This window comes from Pantoea sp. OXWO6B1, assembly GCF_001641135.1.
Classification (GTDB): Bacteria; Pseudomonadota; Gammaproteobacteria; order Enterobacterales; family Enterobacteriaceae; genus Pantoea; species Pantoea allii.
Genome location: NZ_CM004291.1, coordinates 26410 through 47546, shown reverse-complemented (window position 1 = coordinate 47546; position 21137 = coordinate 26410). Strand labels below are relative to the sequence as shown.

General features: G+C 58.8%; 16 protein-coding genes. All 16 read right to left on the bottom strand.

The window, feature by feature from the left end:
- Window positions 1-66 precede the first annotated feature (66 nt).
- Window positions 67-5772 (bottom strand): MobF family relaxase, encoded by a 5706-nt coding sequence (gene mobF, locus A6A26_RS01445; RefSeq protein ID WP_063877150.1) that lies wholly within the window; start codon window positions 5770-5772, stop codon window positions 67-69.
- On the bottom strand, window positions 5769-8273 hold the full coding sequence (traD, locus tag A6A26_RS01440; RefSeq protein WP_063877149.1) for a type IV conjugative transfer system coupling protein TraD: 2505 nt from the start codon (window positions 8271-8273) through the stop codon (window positions 5769-5771). Before traD ends, mobF begins: the two co-directional genes overlap by 4 nt.
- Before the next feature lie 119 nt (window positions 8274-8392).
- Window positions 8393-8731 carry a hypothetical protein gene (locus A6A26_RS01435; protein WP_063877148.1) on the bottom strand — a complete coding sequence of 113 codons (339 nt, stop codon included), beginning with the start codon at window positions 8729-8731 and terminating at the stop codon, window positions 8393-8395.
- Window positions 8732-8932: 201 nt separating this feature from the next.
- Window positions 8933-9667, bottom strand: coding sequence for a complement resistance protein TraT (gene traT / locus A6A26_RS01430; RefSeq protein WP_063877147.1), 735 nt, complete (start codon window positions 9665-9667; stop codon window positions 8933-8935).
- A gap of 118 nt (window positions 9668-9785) precedes the next feature.
- Entirely contained in the window at window positions 9786-10355 is a 570-nt protein-coding gene (locus A6A26_RS01425; protein ID WP_063877146.1) for a hypothetical protein, read from the bottom strand.
- 26 nt (window positions 10356-10381) lie between these two features.
- A complete protein-coding gene (gene traG, locus A6A26_RS01420; protein WP_063877145.1) occupies window positions 10382-13282 on the bottom strand; it encodes a conjugal transfer mating-pair stabilization protein TraG in 2901 nt (966 codons plus the stop codon).
- Complete coding sequence (traH, locus tag A6A26_RS01415; protein WP_063877271.1) at window positions 13275-14648, bottom strand: conjugal transfer pilus assembly protein TraH; 1374 nt, start codon at window positions 14646-14648, stop codon at window positions 13275-13277. Before traH ends, traG begins: the two co-directional genes overlap by 8 nt.
- 105 nt (window positions 14649-14753) lie before the next feature.
- Window positions 14754-15035, bottom strand: coding sequence for a hypothetical protein (locus tag A6A26_RS01410; protein WP_063877144.1), 282 nt, complete (start codon window positions 15033-15035; stop codon window positions 14754-14756).
- 17 nt (window positions 15036-15052) lie between these two features.
- Entirely contained in the window at window positions 15053-15679 is a 627-nt protein-coding gene (gene trbB / locus A6A26_RS01405) for an F-type conjugal transfer protein TrbB (protein ID WP_063877143.1), read from the bottom strand.
- Window positions 15669-15872, bottom strand: a complete 204-nt coding sequence (locus A6A26_RS01400; RefSeq protein ID WP_241568387.1) for a hypothetical protein — start codon at window positions 15870-15872, stop codon at window positions 15669-15671. The genes trbB and A6A26_RS01400 overlap by 11 nt, the downstream gene beginning before the upstream one ends.
- On the bottom strand, window positions 15869-16324 hold the full coding sequence (locus A6A26_RS01395) for a hypothetical protein (RefSeq protein WP_063877141.1): 456 nt from the start codon (window positions 16322-16324) through the stop codon (window positions 15869-15871). The genes A6A26_RS01400 and A6A26_RS01395 overlap by 4 nt, the downstream gene beginning before the upstream one ends.
- Window positions 16325-16333: 9 nt before the next feature.
- A complete protein-coding gene (traF, locus tag A6A26_RS01390; protein WP_063877140.1) occupies window positions 16334-17128 on the bottom strand; it encodes a type-F conjugative transfer system pilin assembly protein TraF in 795 nt (264 codons plus the stop codon).
- Window positions 17125-18990 carry a type-F conjugative transfer system mating-pair stabilization protein TraN gene (gene traN, locus A6A26_RS01385; RefSeq protein WP_063877139.1) on the bottom strand — a complete coding sequence of 622 codons (1866 nt, stop codon included), beginning with the start codon at window positions 18988-18990 and terminating at the stop codon, window positions 17125-17127. The genes traF and traN overlap by 4 nt, the downstream gene beginning before the upstream one ends.
- Window positions 18987-19607, bottom strand: coding sequence for a type-F conjugative transfer system pilin assembly protein TrbC (gene trbC / locus A6A26_RS01380; protein ID WP_063877138.1), 621 nt, complete (start codon window positions 19605-19607; stop codon window positions 18987-18989). The genes traN and trbC overlap by 4 nt, the downstream gene beginning before the upstream one ends.
- A gap of 55 nt (window positions 19608-19662) precedes the next feature.
- On the bottom strand, window positions 19663-20655 hold the full coding sequence (gene traU, locus A6A26_RS01375) for a conjugal transfer pilus assembly protein TraU (protein ID WP_063877137.1): 993 nt from the start codon (window positions 20653-20655) through the stop codon (window positions 19663-19665).
- Entirely contained in the window at window positions 20652-20993 is a 342-nt protein-coding gene (locus A6A26_RS01370; protein WP_063877136.1) for a hypothetical protein, read from the bottom strand. The genes traU and A6A26_RS01370 overlap by 4 nt, the downstream gene beginning before the upstream one ends.
- Window positions 20994-21137: the final 144 nt, after the last annotated feature.

The window sequence follows — 21137 nt, the reverse complement described above, 5'->3', positions numbered from 1 at the left end:
TTCACCCGGATGAATACGGGAGTCAGGAATGTATACGGGCCCGGCATCGTCAGGCCCGCAGGTAAGTTAACGCTCTTTCTGGATGTTGCGGGTGAGTTCGCGCTGCGGCTCCTCGCGCTCACGTCCCCGCCCTTCCGGCGGCAGCACAGGCTCATCCTGACGCCGGAGTTCGCGCGCTGCGCCTGACAGTGTTTTATCTGACAAACCGACGGGCGCACGTCTGGCCAGCGCAGCGGCAGAGTCCTGTTCTGCGGTAAGCTGCTTCAGAACGGACGGTGAAACGGAAATGTCCGACAATGTATTGTCCTGCAATACCGGGCCGACCGGCAGTCCGGGCTGGCTGAGGCTGGCCAGCATTTTTTCTGCGGCGGCTGACAGCGCTTCCTTCTTCTCAGCGAGTTCGCCTGCGGCGCGAATTATGAAGCGGGTGTAATCAGGCTCCTTTTCACCCGGCAGGGCAGGAATTTTCTCTTTAAGTGTTTCTGCCACCCACCGCTGCAAGCTTTCCGCCTCTGCTTTCTTCTGTTCCTCCGTGTCTGGCAGCTTTATGGCCATATTCTGCCTCTCCCTGGAAAGCATCTCTGCTGCGCGTTGCAGGTCTGCCTGCCCGGGGTGAGCTGAATCCCTGAGAAGTCCGTCTCCGTGCAAAACATTTATCAGTGCCTGCAGCTCTGCGCGTACCAGACTCATGAGTGCGGCATCCGGGCGAATCGCCCGCTCCGGCACACCACCTGCCACTCTGAGCATCTGTGCCGAAGGCGGCCTGCGACCGGTCTGCAAAACCACGCCCGTTTCCGGATGACTACGGGCTGCCTCAAGCCCCTGGTCCAGTGACGTCACGACCAGCGTTTCGCCGTTCCGGCTCTTGCGGAAGACTGCCGCCTGCGCGTCACCCGTGGTCAGCGTCCTGCCCTCCCCCGTCCTTATACGTCCGCTCTCTGCCTGTAAGGAATACAGACTGATACCTGCCGTTTTGCCGTTTCCGTCGAAAACCGGCAGAGCGATGTGCGGTTCAGGATATTTTTTCGTGGGCGGGATGATACGCGCGGTAACGGGACTGTGCTTAAGTCCCTGCTCCCGCAGGAACGTCCGCCCGATTGCCGTTTTGGACAGTGACTTACCCATCCCCCAGATGAGCCGCGCCTGGGCGCGTTCAGGCTGCGGATCGAGCGCGTCATGCGCCGTCTCCGGCTCCCGGTCCCTGTCGTGCAGCGTGCCCAGCCAGTCTGACAGACCGTCCGTGTAGATCTGCACGTGATCGACTGCACGGGACAGGCTGATGTAAAATGCCCGCATTCCGCTCATGCGCTGACGCGCGCCCTCAGTCCCTTCCAGCGTAATGACAAAATCAGCACTGGCCCCCTGTGCACCGTAGCCGGTCACCGCCCACGCATAGTCGAGATGCTGATCGGCCGTCACGGTACCCGGTTCTATCACCTTTTCACCGGCGGCATTCTTCAGCACCACCTCGCCGTTCTCATGCAGCGCCTCCACCCGGTACTGTTCATGCGCCGCGTGGCCGGACGCTTTCTGCGTTTTGTTCATGCGCACGCTGTCTCCCACCCGCAGTTCAATATGCTGGCGCTCGAAAACCTCGATTTCCGTCACGTTCAGCTCGGCGGGGGAGTAAAACTGCGTCCTGCCACCTTCGTCGCGCAGGACGATCCGGTTTATCCCCGAATCAACCGCCGTCACGGTGAGATAGCTGTCGTTGACCTTTACCACCTGACCGGAACTCCACGCCGACGTGCGGTTGAAGTCATGACGCCCGCCCGTGATGCGCGACAACACCGGCACCGTAACGGCCTTCTCACCCAGTTCCTTCAGTTCAGTCAGCCTGTCATGAATGCCCTGGTTAATGGCACGACGGTCTTCGTTCAGTTGCGCGATGATGAGCGTCTTTTCCCGTGCGGCAGGCGTGCGGCCAGTCCAGTCCGCCACGATAGCCTCCACGGGCGTTTGGGTTTCGACAACAGACCGGGCGGGCAGAACCACCTGTTCCGAACGCGGGACCACAGACGGCGGCACCTGCATGATTTTGTCAATGGCCGCGGCCGCCTTGTTCTCGATCGCGCTGTATACCGCAGATTTCAGATTCTCATCGCGCTGCCGGACAATCTCTTTCATCACGGCCACGTCAATGGGGCTGCGCTCCTGCACCAGCCGGAAAGGCGCACCGCTTTCTGGAGAAGTAAACTGTGCGACGTCCCCGACCGAGACTGCCCTGCCCCGGCCTGATGAAATAGCCTGATAAGCCGCCGCGGTGTCCTGGTTACCCAGCATCGAGGACTCATCAATGAGGAACAACGTGTTTTCAAAACGGACGCTTTCGCCTTCCGCCGTGCGTTTCTGCCAGTCCACGATGAATGACTTCATGGTCTGAGCCTCGATGCCGACGCTGCGCATCTCCTTCACCGCGCGGTGCGTGGGGGCCAGTCCGATAACCTGCGGGCGGGCGTGTTCAGGCAGCGTATTAAGCGCCGACGTTACCGCCCGGAACTGGGTGGTTTTACCCGTGCCCGCATACCCCTGTATGGCAATAAACCGGTCTTTACTTTCGAGGATCAGGTGCGTCGCCTCACCCTGTCCGCCGGTCAGCCCGGCGGTGAGTGACGCCGGAAGGGACTCCATGAGTGGCGGCACGGCATTTTTACCCGCCGCAATTTCAGCCACGATAGCCTTTTCCATCTCCCAGGTGGCGCGCGCCACATAGCGGCTCTCACCGTCAACCGACACGCGAATCAGAGCCTTGTCCGCCACCTGCTGTCGCAGCATCTGCTGCAGTCCGGGAGTGTCGGGCACAAAGCTCATGGCCTCCTTCAGCAACTCAACCTCGGTAAATGCCACATCACGCATCTGGGCCACGGCGCGCGTGAACGCCTTCTGCAGATCCGTCTGTACGGCGCTTTTCAGCGTCGTCACGGCCTCCGTGGCGTCGTCTTTACCGCTCATTTCCCGGACCAGCGACAGCGGCGTGCGGACCGACCGCATCCGTTCAATGCGGTCTTCCGCATGGGCCTGCGGCTCGCCCGTGAAGATTTCCGCCTCATGACCGCTGCGCGCCAGGGTGTTCATCATGTTCGCAGTCAGATCCCGCCCGTTGAGGCTGGCCAGCACCACACCGCGATCGTTATCGAGGCTGCCGGGCGCGGCGACGTACGCGTGCGTCAGGTAGAGCGCGCGGCCGCTTTCTAGGGTCACCGGCTTTTTCTGTCCGTCGCGCAGGACGGTAATCTGACCGTCACTGACGGACTCCACCGTCAGACGATCGCGTGCCTTCAGGCCAGCCGCTTTATCGCCGGCCACAGCAAACAGCTTTTCACCGGCAGAGACCGGCAGTGTCTTGCGGTCAAACAGGCGCCAGTCTCCCGTCAGGGTCCGGATATCCTGTACGCTGACCACGCCGTCAGTATCGATGAGCGACAGCTGGCGGGTGTCTTCGTGAACACGATCTATAACGTAATGTCGCGTCTCGTTTTTGTCAGAACGGTCTTCCAGAACCTGCCCGGGCCGGTAGGTGTTTACCAGACGACGGGTTTTGGCCGTGGTGAAAACCGGAATACGGGCCTCCACGGAGACCTCTTCCTGACCGAGTTTACCGGCGTCTTTCAGCGCCGACCGGATGAGGCCGTTCAGTTGCTGCTGCTCACGTTCGCCTGCGACCGTCGCGCTCAGCGTCGTCTCCGGCCCGCTCAGTTCGGCATAGCGCGTGGCCAGCGCCTGATAGCGGTCACGTTTGTCAGCAATACTGATAACGCGGGCTGCCAGTCCGGGCGACGGCTCGCTGAGTGACAGACGCGGGACCCCTGACTGCTCCAGGACAGACAGCGCACTCGTCGCGGCCGTGCGGCCCGCTCCGTCAAGGAACAGCAACTGGGCATTCTTCTCCAGCGCCTCGCCGGTCAGCACCAGCATCTCCTTAAGGCTCAGCTTCTCTGCGCCGTCGACCACGAGCGTACTCTGAGGTGCCAGGCTGAAGCCGTTACCGAGTATCCGGCTGCGCTGCATCAGGCTGTCTTTCAGAATCGCGGATTTGCCGAGCGACAGGGCGCGTTCGGCAGAGGCGGCCATGACCATCACGTCACGCCCGTGAGCGCGTGACGTTGTCACCAGCTGCTCTGCCGTTTCCCGCTGACGCAGGGCTGATGAAGGCGCATTCAGGATGGCCACCGGTGCCAGCATCGCTTTCTCAAAGCGTGCGGGAACGGGCTCTTTCGGCGCACGAAAGCTGGCAACCACGTTTTCTCTGACCGTACTGGCCGCGACAGACTGCAGTGACAGTTCGTCAAGCAGATGTATGCGGGAGGTGAATACGCCCTTGTCCGCATCCAGCGGCACCAGTTCGCCACTGCTGATCACCTTATCCAGGGCGCGTTTCAGATCGGGGATTTTCTCTTCGTGCTGTCCTGCGCTGAAGGCCGTTACCAGCAGATCGCCATACGTAAACCGGGTCTGGCTGTCGCTCAGCACGGAAATGGCTTCCCGGACGGCCTCCGTGGCATCGGTGCGCAGGGGAGCTTCAGGAGCGGACTGCAATTCCTCACGTGCCCGGGCGTCACTGATGACCTGCTTAATGTCAAAGCCCATTTCGTCCATCTGACGCTGCCAGCGCGCCTGCAGGCGACTGCGGCCCCTTTCGGTTTCAGGTTTAACAATCGGTTCATTGACAGGGGAGGATATATCCCGTTCCGGTTCAGTTGCAGCCTTACCGGCGGAAACTGAGTCCGGACCGGCTTTCTGCTTAACGTCCGGATGCCTTTCAGTGGCATCGGGCATGCGGCTCTTAACCGGGATTTCCGCGTTTTTGCCACTGGCCACTACTGTCGGTCCGGATTCCGGCTGCTGCTCCCCGCCTTTCGCCTTGCCGTCACGCTCCGGTGAAACTTCGCCAGGCCAGTGCCGCGTGACCTCTTCCGGACTCTTTCCAGTCAGGGTGTCACCTTCACCGTAGCGGTCAAGCGACTGTTTACGCTGTCGCGTATCGAGCGCGGCCACATCACGGCTTTTCAGGCTGGCATCTTCACCTACACTGCCTCGAATTTCCCTGTGGCGTGAAGAGAACTCCTCCAGTACGGATTCTGTAAAGCCTTTAACCTCCCAGAGGCCATGCGGCCCGCCGGTCAGTTCCGTTTCATAACCCAGCGCTTCGGTTTTTCCCTTCAGGGAACTGCGGTAAATCTGGCCAAACTTTACCTGGTGTTTGTAAATCGTCTCAATGAAACCGGTCCCGTGGATATAGTCGGTGGACAGGGCTTTCCATTTGCCTTCATGTTCGGTGGCGTTCACCACTACGGCGTGGGTGTGAATCTGCGGATCGAGGTTGCGCGAGGTGTCATGCGTGAACAGCGCGGCGACCATCTTGCCGGTCGGCTCGATGCGGGTAATGCCGTCTCGGGTGTTCCGCACGCTTATCAGGTTTTCAATCACCCCCAGCGCCTCTTTCACCGCCTCGTGGTGTGCCTCCAGCAGGCGTTTGTCGCCCCCGGCCAGTATCAGCATGGAGATGCTTTTGGGGGCGGAAAACGTCAGGTCGTGTCCCGGACGGTGGACGTGCGCGCCCTGGACCTCTTTGCCCAGCTCCGTTCCGTTGGGGAGTTTGCCGTGCAGCACGTCCGTAAACGTCTGCAGATCAACCGGACCCTCCAGGCACAGTTCACGCGCGCCCTCACCCAGCCACTGACTTTCCAGGTCATCAAGGAAATAGTAGTTATCTTTGCTGCTGTAGTAACTGGCAGCATCGGCGGCCGACGCCACCGGCGCAACGGTCATCATCGTTCGTAATCTCCGTGTTCATGATGTTCGCCCATCTCCTGCCAGGTCTCGTAATCTTCACGGTGGCGCAGGATATTTTTTTCATCATCCGCCATGCGGTAGTTTGCCTGTCGGTACTGGTCGGCATAGGCATCCTCCCGGCTGTCATGTCCGCCCTTCCTGTATCCTTCCGTTTTCACGATGAGCTGACCTGCATCATCTTTTTCCGCCACCATGGCCAGTTCAGGCGCTTCCCCCTGCGCCCCTTCCTCTGACGCCGCAGAATTGTCGGAGGCGGCTGGCCGGCTCGTCCGGCGGGCCAGGATGTCGAGCGCGCTGGTCGTTCTGACCGGTTCTTTAGGCGAGAAGGATGTGACGGCAGGTTTTACTTCCGGAACAGGCGGCACTTTTTCTGCCGATGCTGCAGGCTGAGGACGTACTAAGGCCCGTACTGCATCAGGTCCTGTTGTCTCACGACCGGGAAAAGCCCGGACGTTATCCGGCAGCGGTTCGTGTGCCTGAAGGCCAGGCTCTGGCTGAGTAGTGATTTTTTTGGGGTCTTCTACTGTTGATTCATTGCGTACAGGCGTTGGTGCTGTTTGCACCGGCGCTGAGGAACGTGCTTCAGTCACTGCAACTGTTCCGGCTGACCGGGGGGGAGCAGTTGTGCCCTCCGTAACGCCCTCACCGGCAGGAAAACGCAGCCCCAGACCGGCCGCCTCCCGCTCGTTGTGCCTGATGATGTTTTCCAGTTCGGGACTCAGGTTGTCCCTGAAGTCGCGCTCGATGAGCGCAGGGTGGTATTTCTTCTGTTCGCGGTACTTCAGGCTGAGCTTCACCACCGGATACTCGCCCGGCAGACGGACATAAAAGCGCAGGTTGGGCAGCTTCATTATCTGGTCGTAATCAACAACCGGCTCCCTGACCTTGTCCTTGCTGATGGAAATACCGTCACGCTCCTGCGCCAGGCCAAAGCTGTTCTGCTCACGGGCTTCACGCCGGCGCTGATTGCCCAGGTCGTCCTCCACCATTTTTGCCACCTCGGCGCTGGGTGAGCGGCCGTAAAAGCGCGTGTTCAGCAGGTCAAAAATGGCTCTGGCCATTTCACGCCCGTAAACGTTAATCAGCTGGGGCATGTTCTGGATACCCAGCACAAAACAGGCACCGAACTTACGGCCCTCGGCCATGTGCTCTCCCAGGTCCGGGAGTTTCTGCAGATTCAGAATTTCATCACCGATAATCCACACCCGACGTTTGCTGTCCTCGCCCATGCTCTGCAGGAATATCGTGGCCAGCGAGAGCCACATGGTTATCAGCGGACGCACGGATTTCCGGTGACGGGCCGTGGTGGAAATAAACAGCCAGCTGCTGTCGTACTGCTTCTCCGTCATCCATTCCCGGATACTGAACTCCGGCTTGCCCTCTTTATCGAGTCCCTGCAGGTAGCGCAGTGACTTCGCGTAGTTGGTCAGCACCGAGCGGATCGAGATAGCGGTTTTTTCAATTTTCTCCTCAACCAGGTTGGCCGAGGGCGTGTTTTTCAGGAATTCACGCAGGCTTTTCAGGTCGATGGACAGCAGGGTTTTCAGGAATCTTTCGATATTTCGCTGCGGATCGGACGCGAACTGCATGGCCGTGTCACTGAAGATGGTCCGGGAGGAAGACACCCAGAACGGGTCCGAATCACCCTCGACCGGCATCAGCGCGGCCGTCATGTTCTCGTAATCCACCACCTCGCGGCCTTCACGCCACAGCACCCAGTTTTCGCACCGTCTGTCGTGCGTGTTCAGGATCTTGTCCCGCCGCTCGTCGTAGTGCGTTTCGACAAAGGTACCGCCCGAGTCGTAAATGATGGCGCGGTCACCGCGCTTGCGTATGTAGTCGAGCAGCCAGCGAATGATGGTGGATTTCCCGACATTCACCGTACCGTGAATGAGGTAATTCATGATCTCGGCATTGCGGACCATGTGCAGACCGGCCACCTGCAGATCGGACTTTTCGCCGGCTTTTTTAAGTTGCCGGTTGACCAGCTTCAGGTCTTCGGTAAGCGTCATGCCCGAAATAAACTCGTCTTCGCTTTCCTTCCTGCCGATGCGGCCCACGTACCAGATGATCAGGCAGAGCAGTACCACCGCCACGACGCCGAAGACGGACAGGCATAACCGGATATTCTGCAGCATGTCAGCGGCCCGCTGCTGCATCCACGGGTCGGCCAGCATCTGTGTCAGGGTCATTTTGGTGGTGCAGAGCCTGTCGGGCTCACAGTGCCAGTGAACCTCCCATGTGGCAGGGCTGCGGGGGTTCATCAGCGGCACAAGGCCTGAAAACATCCAGCCGAACCAGTACCACGTACCGTTACGCAGCGTGTCCTCCGGCGTGATGGCCCAGAACGCCACGCCTGCGCACAGAACAAAAAGCACCAGAACCCAGCTGAAAATCCAGCTGTTGACCTGCCCGAACATGCGCAGTCGGTAGGCCGTTATCTGGCCACCCTGGGTGAGATTTTTAGGTTTGAAACTCATATCAACTCCGGCGAGCGCGCAGGACTGGCCCGCCCGTACTGGACGGGCAGGCTGACTGCAGAGAAGGCTGAGCAGGACCGGGTGCCGGTCAGGCAGGATTAATCAGACAGGTAAGCGACTTACTGGCGGATAAGGCCCGTGCGCTTCAGCAGTCGTTCCCCGGTCAGAACTGACCGGGCGCAGACAAAATAGCCGATATTCCAGCAGAGCAGCGTCAGAACCGACAGCACGGCACCGGCGGTCAGCGTCAGCAGTGCCGTCAGGAAAGGGATCATTCCCTGCGGCATCATGTCACTTTGCAGCGTGCGGACGGCGAGTTCATACGCAAACAGGTTGCTGTGTGATGCGATGTAATGATGCAGCTGCATGCCGTACCGCCACATAATGAACGCACTCCAGGACAGGAAGAGAGTAAACCAGGTAATGGCAGTGCGAACCGCACCCTTGAACTGCAGCATAAAGACTCCTTATCAGGGAAGAATGAATACACTTTTTGAACGACCTGATTAAACGTCGCAGCGCCCGCCGCAGACGCCGGTCAGGCTTTGCCGGCGCGAGGAGGCGCAATATCTCAGGGATGGCATAAGGCACGTACGCACGGGTACGACAGAGAAAACGCAATCAGGGGAGGTTAAAACAGAAAATGGCCTTCAGGACCGTTATGGCATGATGCCGGCAATGGATTTGGCCAGCTGAGCTTCAAGCACCGGTTTGGCCGTTTCGAACTTCAGGTTAACCTTGTCGGCATTTGATACCACACGGGTCTGATACTTCAGGCGGTTGCCCTGCTCGCTGCTGGTCTGCAGCTTCACGCCGGACGTACCCTGGCTGAGGGCCGCGACGTTATCTGTCGTCACTGCCGCCTTGCTGCGCTCGGAAATCTGCAGATCGGTCACCATGGTAAAATTCACGTCCTGCACCATGGCGTCAGCTGCCATCCCGATAATGCCCGCTGCCAGGCCGGCACCCAGCACGGCACCACCGGAGTTACCGTTATAAGCCGTAATGCCGCTGCCCAGCGCCGCGCCCATTGCCGCGCCCTCGTATCCGTTGCTGAGGAAACCCTGCGCCTGTCGCAGGTCCATTTTGTCGGCCTTAAGCACGTTGGCCTGCACCCAGTAATTGGCCGCATCCGGACTTGAGGTGAGCGTGTATCCCTTCGCCTGCAAATCCTGCCCAATCAGGCCGTACAGGTCGCCCATGTCTTTATCTGAGGTATTGCGCACCTGCACCCAGACGGTTTTGTTGCTGGAAGGCTCCAGCCAGATGGTCTGACTCATCTGCGTTTTGACATCGAGGTTGCGTTTTTGAATGGCGGTGCTCATCGCGCCACAGCCGGACAGCATAAGACAGACAGCAGCAATCGCCGCCACCGAAGCAGTGCGGTTTCTCATTGATGTTTCCTTGTTTAATAGAAATGGGCTTGACGCCCGGGACATTGGTTCTGATTTACTTCAGATGATAAGCCCCTGTTCATAATGAACGAGAGGCTAGATGGTCAAGGGCAGGAGGTTAGATTTTTTTTAAAAAAATAAATATTTTCTCAAGCGCCACTCCAGCGCCAAGCCTGTTAATTTCAAGTCCTATTAACAAGTTACCAATCATCAACAAGGCAAATAGCAACCCTGTTATAGAAAAAGCGAACCATGTTGAATAAGCAGACAATACAGTCGAGAAAATCATCAAAGTAATAAAAAAAACAACAGTTTTAGTTGCAGTCTTTTTCAGATGATTAAGAACAACCGAATTTTCTCGGACATCTTTTGGTATTGAAAAATACAATATGAATTTATTGTAAGTTAATAAAGTAAAGAAGGCCCCCACTACAATCGTTGGTAAAACAAATACCCACCCATCACTTTCAAAATAGTTCAAGATGCCATCCAAACCGGCCTGAGAATGGTAACCTGTCAGGTATACTAACGTAGCACCTATGACACTAAGGAGCGTCGCTATAAAAGGGACAGCTGCGCTCAATTTAAATGAACGTGATGGAGATGGTATTAGCCGCCCCCCTGAAGAGAACCCCTCCATGAGCGCAGATAAATCACGGCTAATGTCTGATGCAGTTAGATTTTTCATACCCCTCTCCATCGTTAAGAAAGTTATTATTTCTGATTAGCTCGCATTTTATCCAGCTTCTCTTTGTAATAATCGTACTTGTCACTATCATCACCGAACCTGGTCTGCTTTAAATCTTCTTCTGTACGTCTAATCTGCTCATTTAAAACAGCGGTCTGATGCTCTCCCCTGAGTATACCACTGGATGCCTGAACAGTGGTTTTATTTTTGTCTATTTCTCCGCCAGTTCGTCCGATTTTTCCAGAATTTTCAGTGTATTTCTCTGATACACGATTTCCAATATTAGAGGCTATATCAGCCTTATCGGCCTGAGAACTGATACGCTCAATGTTATGGCGGTAGTCATCTTTCATTTCCTGCGACGGCGATCCCGGGGGCGCAACCAGATTGTGCTCGTGCGGACCCTGCACGCCTCCATCAGTTCCAACTGAAGATCGGTGTGGTAACGAATTAGCCTGCGCCGTACTCGCCGCATAGTTTTGCATAATTTCAGGCTCCAGACGCTCATGCATGAATTCCATGGCCGCCCCTTGCGCTGATGCCGCATGGGTAAGTAGGTTCTGAGCATCACTGCCATATTTATTCGATGCCCATTCCACAAACTCCTGGGTATAGTTCGCATCCAGGCTGGCGCTTTCGTTTCGGGCAAGCGAGGCCATGCGGCTGTATTCCTGGCTGCGAGTGGTGCTGTCGGTGTACTGATGGTACTGACTTTTCGCCTCATTCATGGTGGCCGCAAACTGCGCTGCCAGTGAATTTGACTGATTATCTGAATGGCTTCCCGACTCACTCACGCGAGATGACGTGACCATATCGAGCCCTTCACGGAAGTCTTTTACTGCCTGACTGTTCTGATCGTGACGGAAATCATGGCTTTCAGAACCGCTGTCCTGCGTACTGTGCGAGCTACCGGAGGTATGCCGCCAGTCAGTATTCAGATTCCCTTCCACACCGCCACTTATGCCAGAGCCCCACTTAACAATTTTACCGGCCAGTTCATCACCCGAGTCGAGCTTGGCGTACAATCGTGCTCCGGCCCCCATGCTTCCCTGATTGGTGATATCCATGAGTTTCTGCGTTGCCTGCTGCTGAGAGATATTGTGTGATTTTGCATAGCTCTCCACTGCCGATTCCATTTTGCTGGCTCCGCGCGTGATGTTGCTGGCCACGCTGCTGTCGCTGCCCTGGGTCAGCGTGTCACTGTTACCGGTCTGGGTGGTGATCTGGTGCATCTGCTGGAAACCGCTGTTGACGCTGTGGTTATAGCCGTCCAGCGCCGTCTGCGCCTGCTGCTGCGCCTGACGGGACTGCTCAGAGAACCCGCTGCTGGCGAGCGAACTGAGGCGCAGGTTCACCGGCAGGTTAGATATCGCCCCGCTCGTGTCATAGACGTTATGCCCGTCAGCCGTCTGCGTGTGCATGGCCCCGCTGCCGGTCTGGAACGACTGCTGACCGGACCGCTCGACCAGGTTAGTGTCGAATTTGTTGCCGCTCACGTTGTCCATCGACATGTTGTTAAAGGACCAGTTACCGTCCGCTGCGGTGGAGGCCTGACCGCTGGTTGTGAACGCCGACGAGCTGAGGATGCCGCCCACCACCTGTGATGCCACCGAACCGGCCCCTTTGGTCAGGAAAAAGGACATGACCGGTATTGAGGCGCTGAGGTAACCCGCGAGCGCCGCCGCGTCGGACTGCTGCAGCGCCACCTGGTCGCTGTTGGACAGCACCAGCGCCGTGCTGCCGGTTTTGGTCTGCAGGTAATAGTTCATCAGCGAATTCAGGATGGCGTACATTACCGGCCACATCTGAAAGTACAGAAAACCGCCCGCGTACATCTTCAGGGTGTTCAGCCCGAAAATGCTGTGGTTAACCAGCGACAGCGCAATAACCAGCGGGAAGAGCCCGATCAGGATAAGCATCATCAGAGACTGCATCAGCGGCAGCGCGCGCCCCACGATGACGCCCGTTGACGCCCAGCTCAGGCGCTGTTTGGTCAGACTGGACTCGGTAGCCAGCGTGACCAGGTTCGCGGTATCAGAGGAGCGGGACGCAAACCCCTTCCAGCCGTCCCGGACGGCCGCATTGGTGATGTTGTTGCGCATAATCTGCGACGCCGTGAGGCCGCCCGCGTAGAAGAAACCGTAGCTCTCGTTCATGGCATTCAGCAGCAGCGAGTCGGCATTGGCCTTGTTGCCGAACAGTTTTGTGGCCAGAGAATGAACCGTGCTGCTGCCCGGCACCGCGTCACGGCTGACAAGATCCTGAATGGTGGACGCCGCCTGCTGGCAGGTCACAAACATACGACCGTTGCCGGTGTCTTCATACAATCCGCGCAGCGGGCTCGGCTGGCGGGTGATGAGCGTCAGCGGGTCACTGCTGTGCAGCAGATCGTACACGGTGTATTTATGGTTCAGCAGTATGTCGCCGATGACGCAGTTTTCCACGTACTGCGGCAGCAGCGCGGATAACTGCGGGTTTTCGGTGCGGAAATCTGAGGTCTGTGCGACGACGTTTGAGCCAAACAGCATGCCGGTTTTGGTATAGGTCAGTGAGTCCGGGCGCGCCAGGGCTTCATCATACAACTGGGCCATGTCGAATCCGCCCGCCGTCGACAGGCCGGCGATCATCGCAATGCCTGCCGGGACGTTGTCCACCTCGTACACGCCGGCCGGATCGGTGATGTCGATAATCTGCACGCTGCGCTTCGGCACCAGCAGCACCGAGGTGATTATCATGAACACCGCCAGATACTGCAGGAACACCAGGGGATTGCGCGACTTCATAAAGCTGATCAGTACGCCCAGCACCCCGAACATACTGACGATGCGCAGCAGCGTGGTGAACGAGTCTGTTCCCAGGATGGTGACCAGCCCGTTGAAAACCTCCCGCCACATGCCGCCGCCGTAGATGGTGTAGATATCAGTCATTGCCGGTCCCCCAGTTGTAATTGCTCTGGTACGAGGTCGAAAGGATGGTGGACACCTGCTGCTGCAGGTACTGCATGTTGCGATCGATGCCGTCCAGCGCGTTCTGGTCGGCGGTGGACTGGAGTTTCATCTGCGCCAGCAGAGACTGCGCCGTGGCGATGTTGTTGCGAAGCTCCTTCGCCGCCTCTTCCGGATAGTTCCGGCCCGCCAGCGATTCGCTCGCCTGCTGGACCAGTTCGTGCAGATACTGGATCATCATGTCCTGCGCGATAAAGTCCGCCACCTGCAGCAGGTAGGTCGGACTCATGCCCATGCTGTGAGAGTTGGTCAGGTACTTCAGCACCGGCACGGAGGTGGTGTTAATGAAGCCTTCTTCCTGCGGCGTCAGCGCGGTGTCGCTGTCGAGCTGACTGTCGATGGCCAGCATGATGTTGCGGACCTGCGCCACAAGCGCGCTGTCGCTGCTGACGTTGACGGTGGTGATGACCGGCGCAATACACAGGTCTGTGGTATCGCAGCCGTATATTTTTGCCGAGCCGCCGCGCATCAGAACGTTAATGATGTCGCGGTTATCCACCATCGGCGTCAGGATGGTGACCTGCCCCTGGGGATTGAACACGATGGAGCCGATGACGCTCATCACCAGCTCTTTCAGCTCGGTGTTGCCGTCAAACAGGTGATTACGGCCCAGGGCATCCCAGATGAGGTTTTTGTTCTTCAGCACCTGGTCCTTCATGTTGTCAGGCGCACGGCTCGTCACGTTGTCTGACTGCCCGCCCACGGTGCAGCCCTGACGTGACGCCGCCCAGTCGGAAAAGATGTTGTCTTCCCCGGCAATGTCCTGGCAGATTTTCTGGCTGGAAACCTGCGTCACCGGCCACAGCCCGCCTATAATGCCCTGCGCGGCCTGACAGGAACTCATGTTGGCCGAGTTGACGTCTGAGGCCAGTTTCTGCAGGAAATCTTTGGCCTGCTTCAGCTCCGGCACCATCGTCTGCAGCGCCAGGTCAAAGGCGTAGCCCATGGCGTTGCTCATGATCTGCTTAACGAAGCGCTGCAGTTCGGCCCCGTTGATGTAGGAAAAGGCCCCGAGATAGGCATCGATCCCGCCGCAGCCGGCGTTCAGCGAGGGAACCTGCATTGAGATAAGCTGCACCTGCTTGACCTGGTTGCGCAGATAAACCGAACCGCCGGTCATGTAGCCCGCCGCCTGTCCCTGCCAGGCCTGTGCCTGCGACACGTTGCCGTCGAAGCCCAGGCTTGAAAAATACCCGTTCAGGTCGCCCTGAACGTCGGCCATCGCCGGGCTGGCTATCAGCAGCGCGGTCAGCACTGAGACGCACAGCTGCCTGAAGGCCTTCAGCATGGCCAGCCGCCCGGTAAACTGCTTTTTGATGTTATTCACGTTGTCGTCAGCCTCTGAATGTCTTTTCGCGTTGCCCGGTCGTGCGGGCGGATGGGGTGAAAACCTTCATGCTTCGCTACGATCGGTCATAAACCCGTTACGCCGCAGCGTGATGCTGAGTAATGCGCCAGCGCCTGCTCCGCCTGCGAGGGAGAGCAGAAAAAGAAGTGGAAAATCCCGGACGGCGCTGAGCAGCCCCGCCCCGGCGCACGCACGAAGCACGAGCAGCCCGCCCTGCGTGAAATCACAGACGAGCCAGGCATACAGCCCGGCGGCGGCCAGAAAAGAGGCGCAGACAATCAGCAACGCCGCCTCAAGGCCTGAGAGCGTCAGGGGATGTTCATTCATGATGTTTTGCCTCAGTGCTACTGAGTGGTCACCAGTCCGCTGTTCGGGACCGGCCCCAGCGTATCGGGGGCTACGTGGTCGGCATCGGCCTCGATCATCTGCCCGAGGCGCTGGCTGAAGGTGTTCATGTCGGTTTCACCCTGAAAAAGCGGATACGCCGTGTTGGTGTTCACGTTCACCAGAAAGGTGGTCGGCGTGGCGATGGGCAGGCCGTTGCCGAAGAAGGTCAGGATTTCCCCGGCGATGGGTTCATCCGGACCGGCCTTGCGCGGGATGAGCGGATACGGAAACGATGCATCGCCGTAGCCGTCCAGCGTGTAGGGGTAAACCTTCACGCCCTCTTTGTCAGCCCAGGCCCGCAGCAGCGGATCGAATTTGGCGCTGTGCGGACAGTTGCGCTGCATGAACACCACCACCGCGTAATCATTGAGGTTAAACGTCCGGCCGTCGGCCAGTGTCACGGGATGCGGTGGCCGGACGCCCGTCGTGCGGCGTACCTGCCCGCCCGGCAGGCCCAGGTCGGGCAGGCGCACGCCCTGCTGCGCCTTGGCCCGCTCAAGCGCCGCGACCTCGTCAGCCACCGATGCCTGCGCAGTCAGCGGCAGCAGCAGCGCCATCAGGAGCGCAATCCATTCAGGCTTCATGGTTTTCATCTCCATGACCCGACCGGATTTCGGTCACGATAAAAACCAGCGCGGCCAGCACCAGGCACACTCCCGTACCGACGACGAGGATCTGGTGCGTCAGCGCCACGGAATACTCCAGCAGTTCACGCAGGCAGTTAAACACGATGCCCGCCATAAACAGCGTGGCAATAAAGGGAAGTCGCTGCATCATTTACCTCGTTTAGCTCTGCTGCGGAGATACCACGCGGAGAAACCCGCTAACCCGGAAATCAGCACGCAGGTTTCGTAGAATCCCCGGAGTGAATCGTTGGTCTCCTCGATCCAGACGTCGCGACTGACCGCCGCCCTCACACAGGGCTCAGCTACCGGAGGCTGTGGCGGCGCGGTGCGGTCTGTGGCAGGTTCGCCGGTCGAAACCGCCGTCAGATTCTGACTGGTCTGATCTACCTGACAGCCCCATGCCTGTCCCGCAGGCGCATCGCGCAACGCCTCTTCAGCCCAGGTCAGAAGCAGCTGCCCCCCGCTCCCGGCTTTGTTCGCGGAGAGGAGAAAGAGGAAAAAGAAGATCAGCGCTGGCCATACCACAAAGGTCCACAGCGTCAGTTTTCCGACACGTTGCACAGCCGTCAGCCGTGCCTGCCATACAGGAGAAATCAGTATCACAGGAACTCCTCAGAAGTTGGGTTTAAAGCCGGTGGCCACGTTGAGAAAACGCTTCGCCAGGTCATCCTGGGTCATAAAGCCGTAGGCCAGGGGGCGCTGCGTTCTGGCCACCGGGTCAACCAGGAACAGTGCCGGAAAGTGCGTAATCCCCATGCGGGTACTCTGACCGGTGTCCGGTCGGCTTTCAGGCAGCTGGGGCGACACAACGCCGTCGACGCTGACCGGGATAAGCCGGATGGTGTGACGCTTACAGAAGTCCTCCACCACGCCCGCCATCTGCGCGTCTATCGGGTCTTTGCCCCGGTAGAAGTAAAACAGCCCGTACTGACCGGCAATCTCGCTGATGGCGGTGGCCTGCGCTTTCTGGTCCTCTGCCTGCTGCAGGGGCGCGGTGCTGTTGTAGTGCGGGTGCTCCAGGTTGTAGTCCAGGTCCGGATGGTCCAGCTCCGCCACCGCGAAGGACTGGCTGAACATCGAGGCATGGTCGGTCCAGAACTTCTGCCAGCGCAGGAACGTCGCCGTGTTTTCCGCCGTGGGATGCAGGATGGCGTTCGCCAGCGCCTCCCGGGTGTAGCCCTTCAGAACGTCGGCCTGCTCAGTGGGCGACAGCCGGCTGAAGTCCGGTATCGCCGGCGGTGCTGCCCGTGGCCGGGGAGCCGGCCGCGAAGGCGGCTTTTTCGGCTCGTTGTACCAGTGCCAGCCGGTGAACGGATCGGCGGGCGGGACCACCGCATCGGCGGGCGTCCCGTCATCCGCCACCGCCGCGCCCGTCATCAGCAGAAAGGCAAACAGCAGTTTTCTCATTTTTTGTCTCCCTGGTGAGCCTTAACCTGCGCCGCAATCCGGTCTTTCGCCTGCTGAATCATCACTGACGCATCCGGGATTTTCTGGTTGGCCATGAGGTCGCTGTAGAAGTCCTGGAAGTTGATCCGGTCAAAGCTGATGGACTGAAGTTCCGGCACGGTAATACCCCGACAGTTCGGGGAGTCGCCGCTGCCGAAGTCGATGTGCAGCTGGTCGCGGCGGCCCTGCTCCTGAATGATGCGGCTCAGCTTGCTGCCGAACACGCAGTAAACCTGGCTTTTCTGCACGCAGACGCCCAGCACCGCGTGGTCGCACTTGTCACCGACGTAGACCGTGACCTTTTTGGCCTTCGCCTTGCCGATGGCCATCTCCTCGCTATTGCAGTTGGCGAGTCCCGCGCTGTTACCCCAGCCGGTGTCCACACAACAGTTGGAGAAGCCGGCGACGGCTTTGCGGCACGACATGGCCTGACCGGTGAAGGCCCGGATGTCGATCTGACTGCCCTTTTTGACGTCATCGCCCGCCGAAGCCAGCCCGGCCAGTTTCGATACGGACATGTCAAAGCCGTTATCCCCCGCGCCGTCCGTTTCGCTGCAGTCGCCGGTGCGGCAGAAGTACTGACCGCCGCACAGCTGCCCCTCTGACTGGTACACGGTCTGGCACTGATAGGTGTCATTTTCATGCATACACGCCCCCGCCTCAGACTGTGAGCAGCTTCGCCCGGCCAGCGTGCAGTTGCGGTTGTTGATGAGCTGATCGCAGTTGCCCGTGGAGTTCACCGGCACGACATAGGCGTCTGAGTACTGCCAGCAGTCGCTGTACTGGGTGTAATCCCGGCCGTTCTGGGTAATTGTCCGGTTCCCGCCCGGGTCTACGCACTGCGAGCCCGCGCTGCTGGTTGCCGTTGATTTGTCAAAGGGGCAGCTTTCGGTCCAGACCACATGTGAGGAGGTGGTGTCGCGCTCGGCCGTCATGGGAAGCGTGATCCTTGCAACGTACTTTCCGTTTGCCAGCGCCCTCTTCATTCCATCCCGGTAACTGTCGTTATGGCCAGAAGCATTCCACCGGAGCCTCATGGATATGACCTGCCCCTTACTGACATGCTGTGACGCAATGGAGAAAGTGCCTGAATTGTTGAGGTCGAATGTGATCGACTGTCCTAAAGACTGCATGGAAAAAGTGAATCCGCCACCGTGATAGTCAGGTGAGTCGGGCTGCTGAAAAAGCCAGCTGCCACTGCTCAGCGTTCCGTCGTCGGGGGCCGTAAAGTCATAACGCACCCACCAGTCCCCTTCGTCATTGCCTGATGCGTTCCTCGCGTCCATCACAAACTGCGTGGTGTAGGTCTCTTTCGAGCCGGTGACCTGGATACTTGCGGTGCGGGCGCAGGTCTGTATCTGGTTCACGTCACGGTCGCAGCTGTAGTTCTCAAAGACCGACTTGGAGACGACCTTTTCACTGCACTGCGAACCGGTGCCGTCAACGATGCTGCCGCCGTTCGCCTCGGCGTTTTTACCGTTCTGGATAAAATCCGCATTCGGATCGATTTTGGTAGCGGGGTTCCTGGTACTGGAATCATTGACCGTCTGCCCCGCTTCATTCTGACTGAGCGACGTCTGACCTTTGTCTGCTATGCCACCGTCACCGCCCCGCACACCGCCGTAGTTGCTGCTCTGGGAGGGATTTGCCGTGTAGCCGGGGAGCACCGAAGCCGGGTCCGTTCCGCTGGCCGCTGATGTCCCCTGATGTTTATTCCCCTGAGCAAAACCGCTCGCATCGTTAAAGGCATCGCTGTTGGCATCGGCATACGCGCCGCGAATACCGCTCATCAGCAGAAACATAATCAGCCAGAACCGTTTCATCGCGGACGCTCCCCGGCCTCAAGCAGCTGAGCGGCGGTACCGGCACAGTCACCGCGCTGCTGCACCTCTTTCAGCGCCTGTTTCAGCTCCAGGCTGCCGTAAATCACGTCGAACTCAGCGCCGCAGGTCACCACCAGTGCCGGTACGGCCTTAATGCCGTACTGCCTGAACAGTGTCGGGTCGATCTGCACGCCGGCCTGCTTGTCCTTTTTCGACAGGTCAAACATCATCGAGGCGGTTTTGCGGAAATCATTGTCTACAAGCCCGCGGATGGTCGCCGGGATGCCAAAACGGCGCGCATCCTCCAGCATCGGCAGCAGCCCTTCCTGCGGAATCCCCAGGCTCACAAAATAAACGGCCCTGGGCGTTTCGCGGCTGGCGCTGTTCTGCTCCGCCTGAGCGGCGGCTATCTCATTCTGAAACGTCGTCACCCGCCCCTGCTGCGCATCCGGCAGGGCGATATTCGTGCCCTGAAGCTGCTTTTTGAACAGCTCCAGGTCGCGCTGCTGCTGTTTCATCCAGGCTACGTCGTTCTGACCGGCTGCTGGCTGTTCTGCCGCACGGGCGAACGAGAGCGCGGTGCCGAGAACCAGCACCGTCATCAGGAAAGTTTTCATGGCAGTTCCTCTGAATAAGTCATGCTCTGCCGGGCGAGCGCTGGTCAGCGGGCCGTCAGAGGTACACGCAGTTGCGCTTTCGCCAGAGCAGATAGCCAAAGTTCTTTTTCGTGGCCGGGCTGTTATGGGTGCTGCCCCACAGCTGCGTCGAGGTCCCGAACGGATGGCAGTCGCTGGGTTCGGGGTACATGTTGACCATCTGATAGCGCCATCGCGATTTTGGGATGATCGGGGACGGATATTCATAGCAGACCGCCGTATCGGCTCCGATGGTCTCCATTACCAGCCCCTCACGGTGCAGCTTGAAGGCCATACGTTCCGTCACCAGCAGGGACGCCTCCAGCGGTGAAAACTCGTTGCTGGTATAGCCCGTGAACGGGTACATCGAGCCCTGCGCGCCTGCGCACCAGAAAAGCGGGTCCAGCGGCATGCCCGCCGTGGACGAAATGGAGTCCGCCGCACAGGCCCCCTGCGCAAGCAGGTTATTGAACAGCGCCACTTCCGGATTGATGATCATCGAGAGCGTACTGTCGTTCCACAACGGATCGACTTCCGAGAGGTATGCAATGTCCATGTCGCCGGTCTGCATACAGCCGGTACTGGTGATGATGTTCAGCCAGAACAGCAGCGGGTATTTGTACCAGTGAACGTGATAGAAGGCCCCCGGTTCGGGCCTGTCACTCTGTCCTCCGGTCCCGGTGCCGGTGCGCCCCAGGTCAATTTTGAATCCGCCCATGTTGACCATCACGCCCGGTTCACGCGTGACGTCGGTGAGCGCCAGCGGCTCCCAGAAGCCGATGGCCAGCCCCAGACGGTAAAAAATGCCGTAAGGGCACAGCTGTATGGGTGACGCGGGATTGGGTGTGTCCGGGTGCGCGCCTGACGCCAGCTGAATACTGCCGAGCGTCATGGGAAACAGGCACTTCCAGCAGACGTCGCTGATGGGATTCACCCACCGGCCGTCACCGGCGTTACTGCCGCCTGCCATGGCAGGCCTGATGGCCGTCACCGACAGCAGCAGGCACAGCATCAGTAATAATCGTTTCATTCGTCCGCCTTTGCCGTCAGCGGACGGAGCCAGACGCAGACCGGACCGTCGTCGGTGTCATGGATGCTGCCGGTAAACCAGCCCTCACCGGGCGGACTCACCGGCACCCAGTCGCTGCAGTCACCGGTTTTCCAGTAGTGTTCCATCTGCCGGTTTTCCACGTCGTTTTCCATCCACGAGGTGGCTGACTGCAGGCTGTGCGTCTTCAGCCAGTCATTAAATGCACCGGGCGGCGCAAACTCTCCATTTTCAGGCGGTGAATAATAAAAAGGATGGGTCCAGTGGCCCCAGCGATCGCGCACGACCTCACGGGCCGATATGTCAGCATGATTTGTCATAAATGAGATTCCGGAAACAGGGCTGCGGAGCTGCCCGCATCAGTTAATCAGGCCTGCCCGCGAAATGCAGGCTGAGGCGTACCGCAGCAGGGCGAGGAACGAACAGCCTGCGTGCAGCGGGAAGGTAGGTTTCAGACACTCACG

Coding starts and splice junctions, on each gene's coding strand:
- mobF (WP_063877150.1), bottom strand. CDS start 5,772: ATGATGACCGTTGCGCCGGTGGCGTCGGCCGCCGATGCTGCCAGTTAC.
- traD (WP_063877149.1), bottom strand. CDS start 8,273: ATGAGTTTCAAACCTAAAAATCTCACCCAGGGTGGCCAGATAACGGCC.
- A6A26_RS01435 (WP_063877148.1), bottom strand. CDS start 8,731: ATGCTGCAGTTCAAGGGTGCGGTTCGCACTGCCATTACCTGGTTTACT.
- traT (WP_063877147.1), bottom strand. CDS start 9,667: ATGAGAAACCGCACTGCTTCGGTGGCGGCGATTGCTGCTGTCTGTCTT.
- A6A26_RS01425 (WP_063877146.1), bottom strand. CDS start 10,355: ATGAAAAATCTAACTGCATCAGACATTAGCCGTGATTTATCTGCGCTC.
- traG (WP_063877145.1), bottom strand. CDS start 13,282: ATGACTGATATCTACACCATCTACGGCGGCGGCATGTGGCGGGAGGTT.
- traH (WP_063877271.1), bottom strand. CDS start 14,648: ATGCTGAAGGCCTTCAGGCAGCTGTGCGTCTCAGTGCTGACCGCGCTG.
- A6A26_RS01410 (WP_063877144.1), bottom strand. CDS start 15,035: ATGAATGAACATCCCCTGACGCTCTCAGGCCTTGAGGCGGCGTTGCTG.
- trbB (WP_063877143.1), bottom strand. CDS start 15,679: ATGAAGCCTGAATGGATTGCGCTCCTGATGGCGCTGCTGCTGCCGCTG.
- A6A26_RS01400 (WP_241568387.1), bottom strand. CDS start 15,872: ATGATGCAGCGACTTCCCTTTATTGCCACGCTGTTTATGGCGGGCATC.
- traF (WP_063877140.1), bottom strand. CDS start 17,128: ATGAGAAAACTGCTGTTTGCCTTTCTGCTGATGACGGGCGCGGCGGTG.
- traN (WP_063877139.1), bottom strand. CDS start 18,990: ATGAAACGGTTCTGGCTGATTATGTTTCTGCTGATGAGCGGTATTCGC.
- trbC (WP_063877138.1), bottom strand. CDS start 19,607: ATGAAAACTTTCCTGATGACGGTGCTGGTTCTCGGCACCGCGCTCTCG.
- traU (WP_063877137.1), bottom strand. CDS start 20,655: ATGAAACGATTATTACTGATGCTGTGCCTGCTGCTGTCGGTGACGGCC.
- A6A26_RS01370 (WP_063877136.1), bottom strand. CDS start 20,993: ATGACAAATCATGCTGACATATCGGCCCGTGAGGTCGTGCGCGATCGC.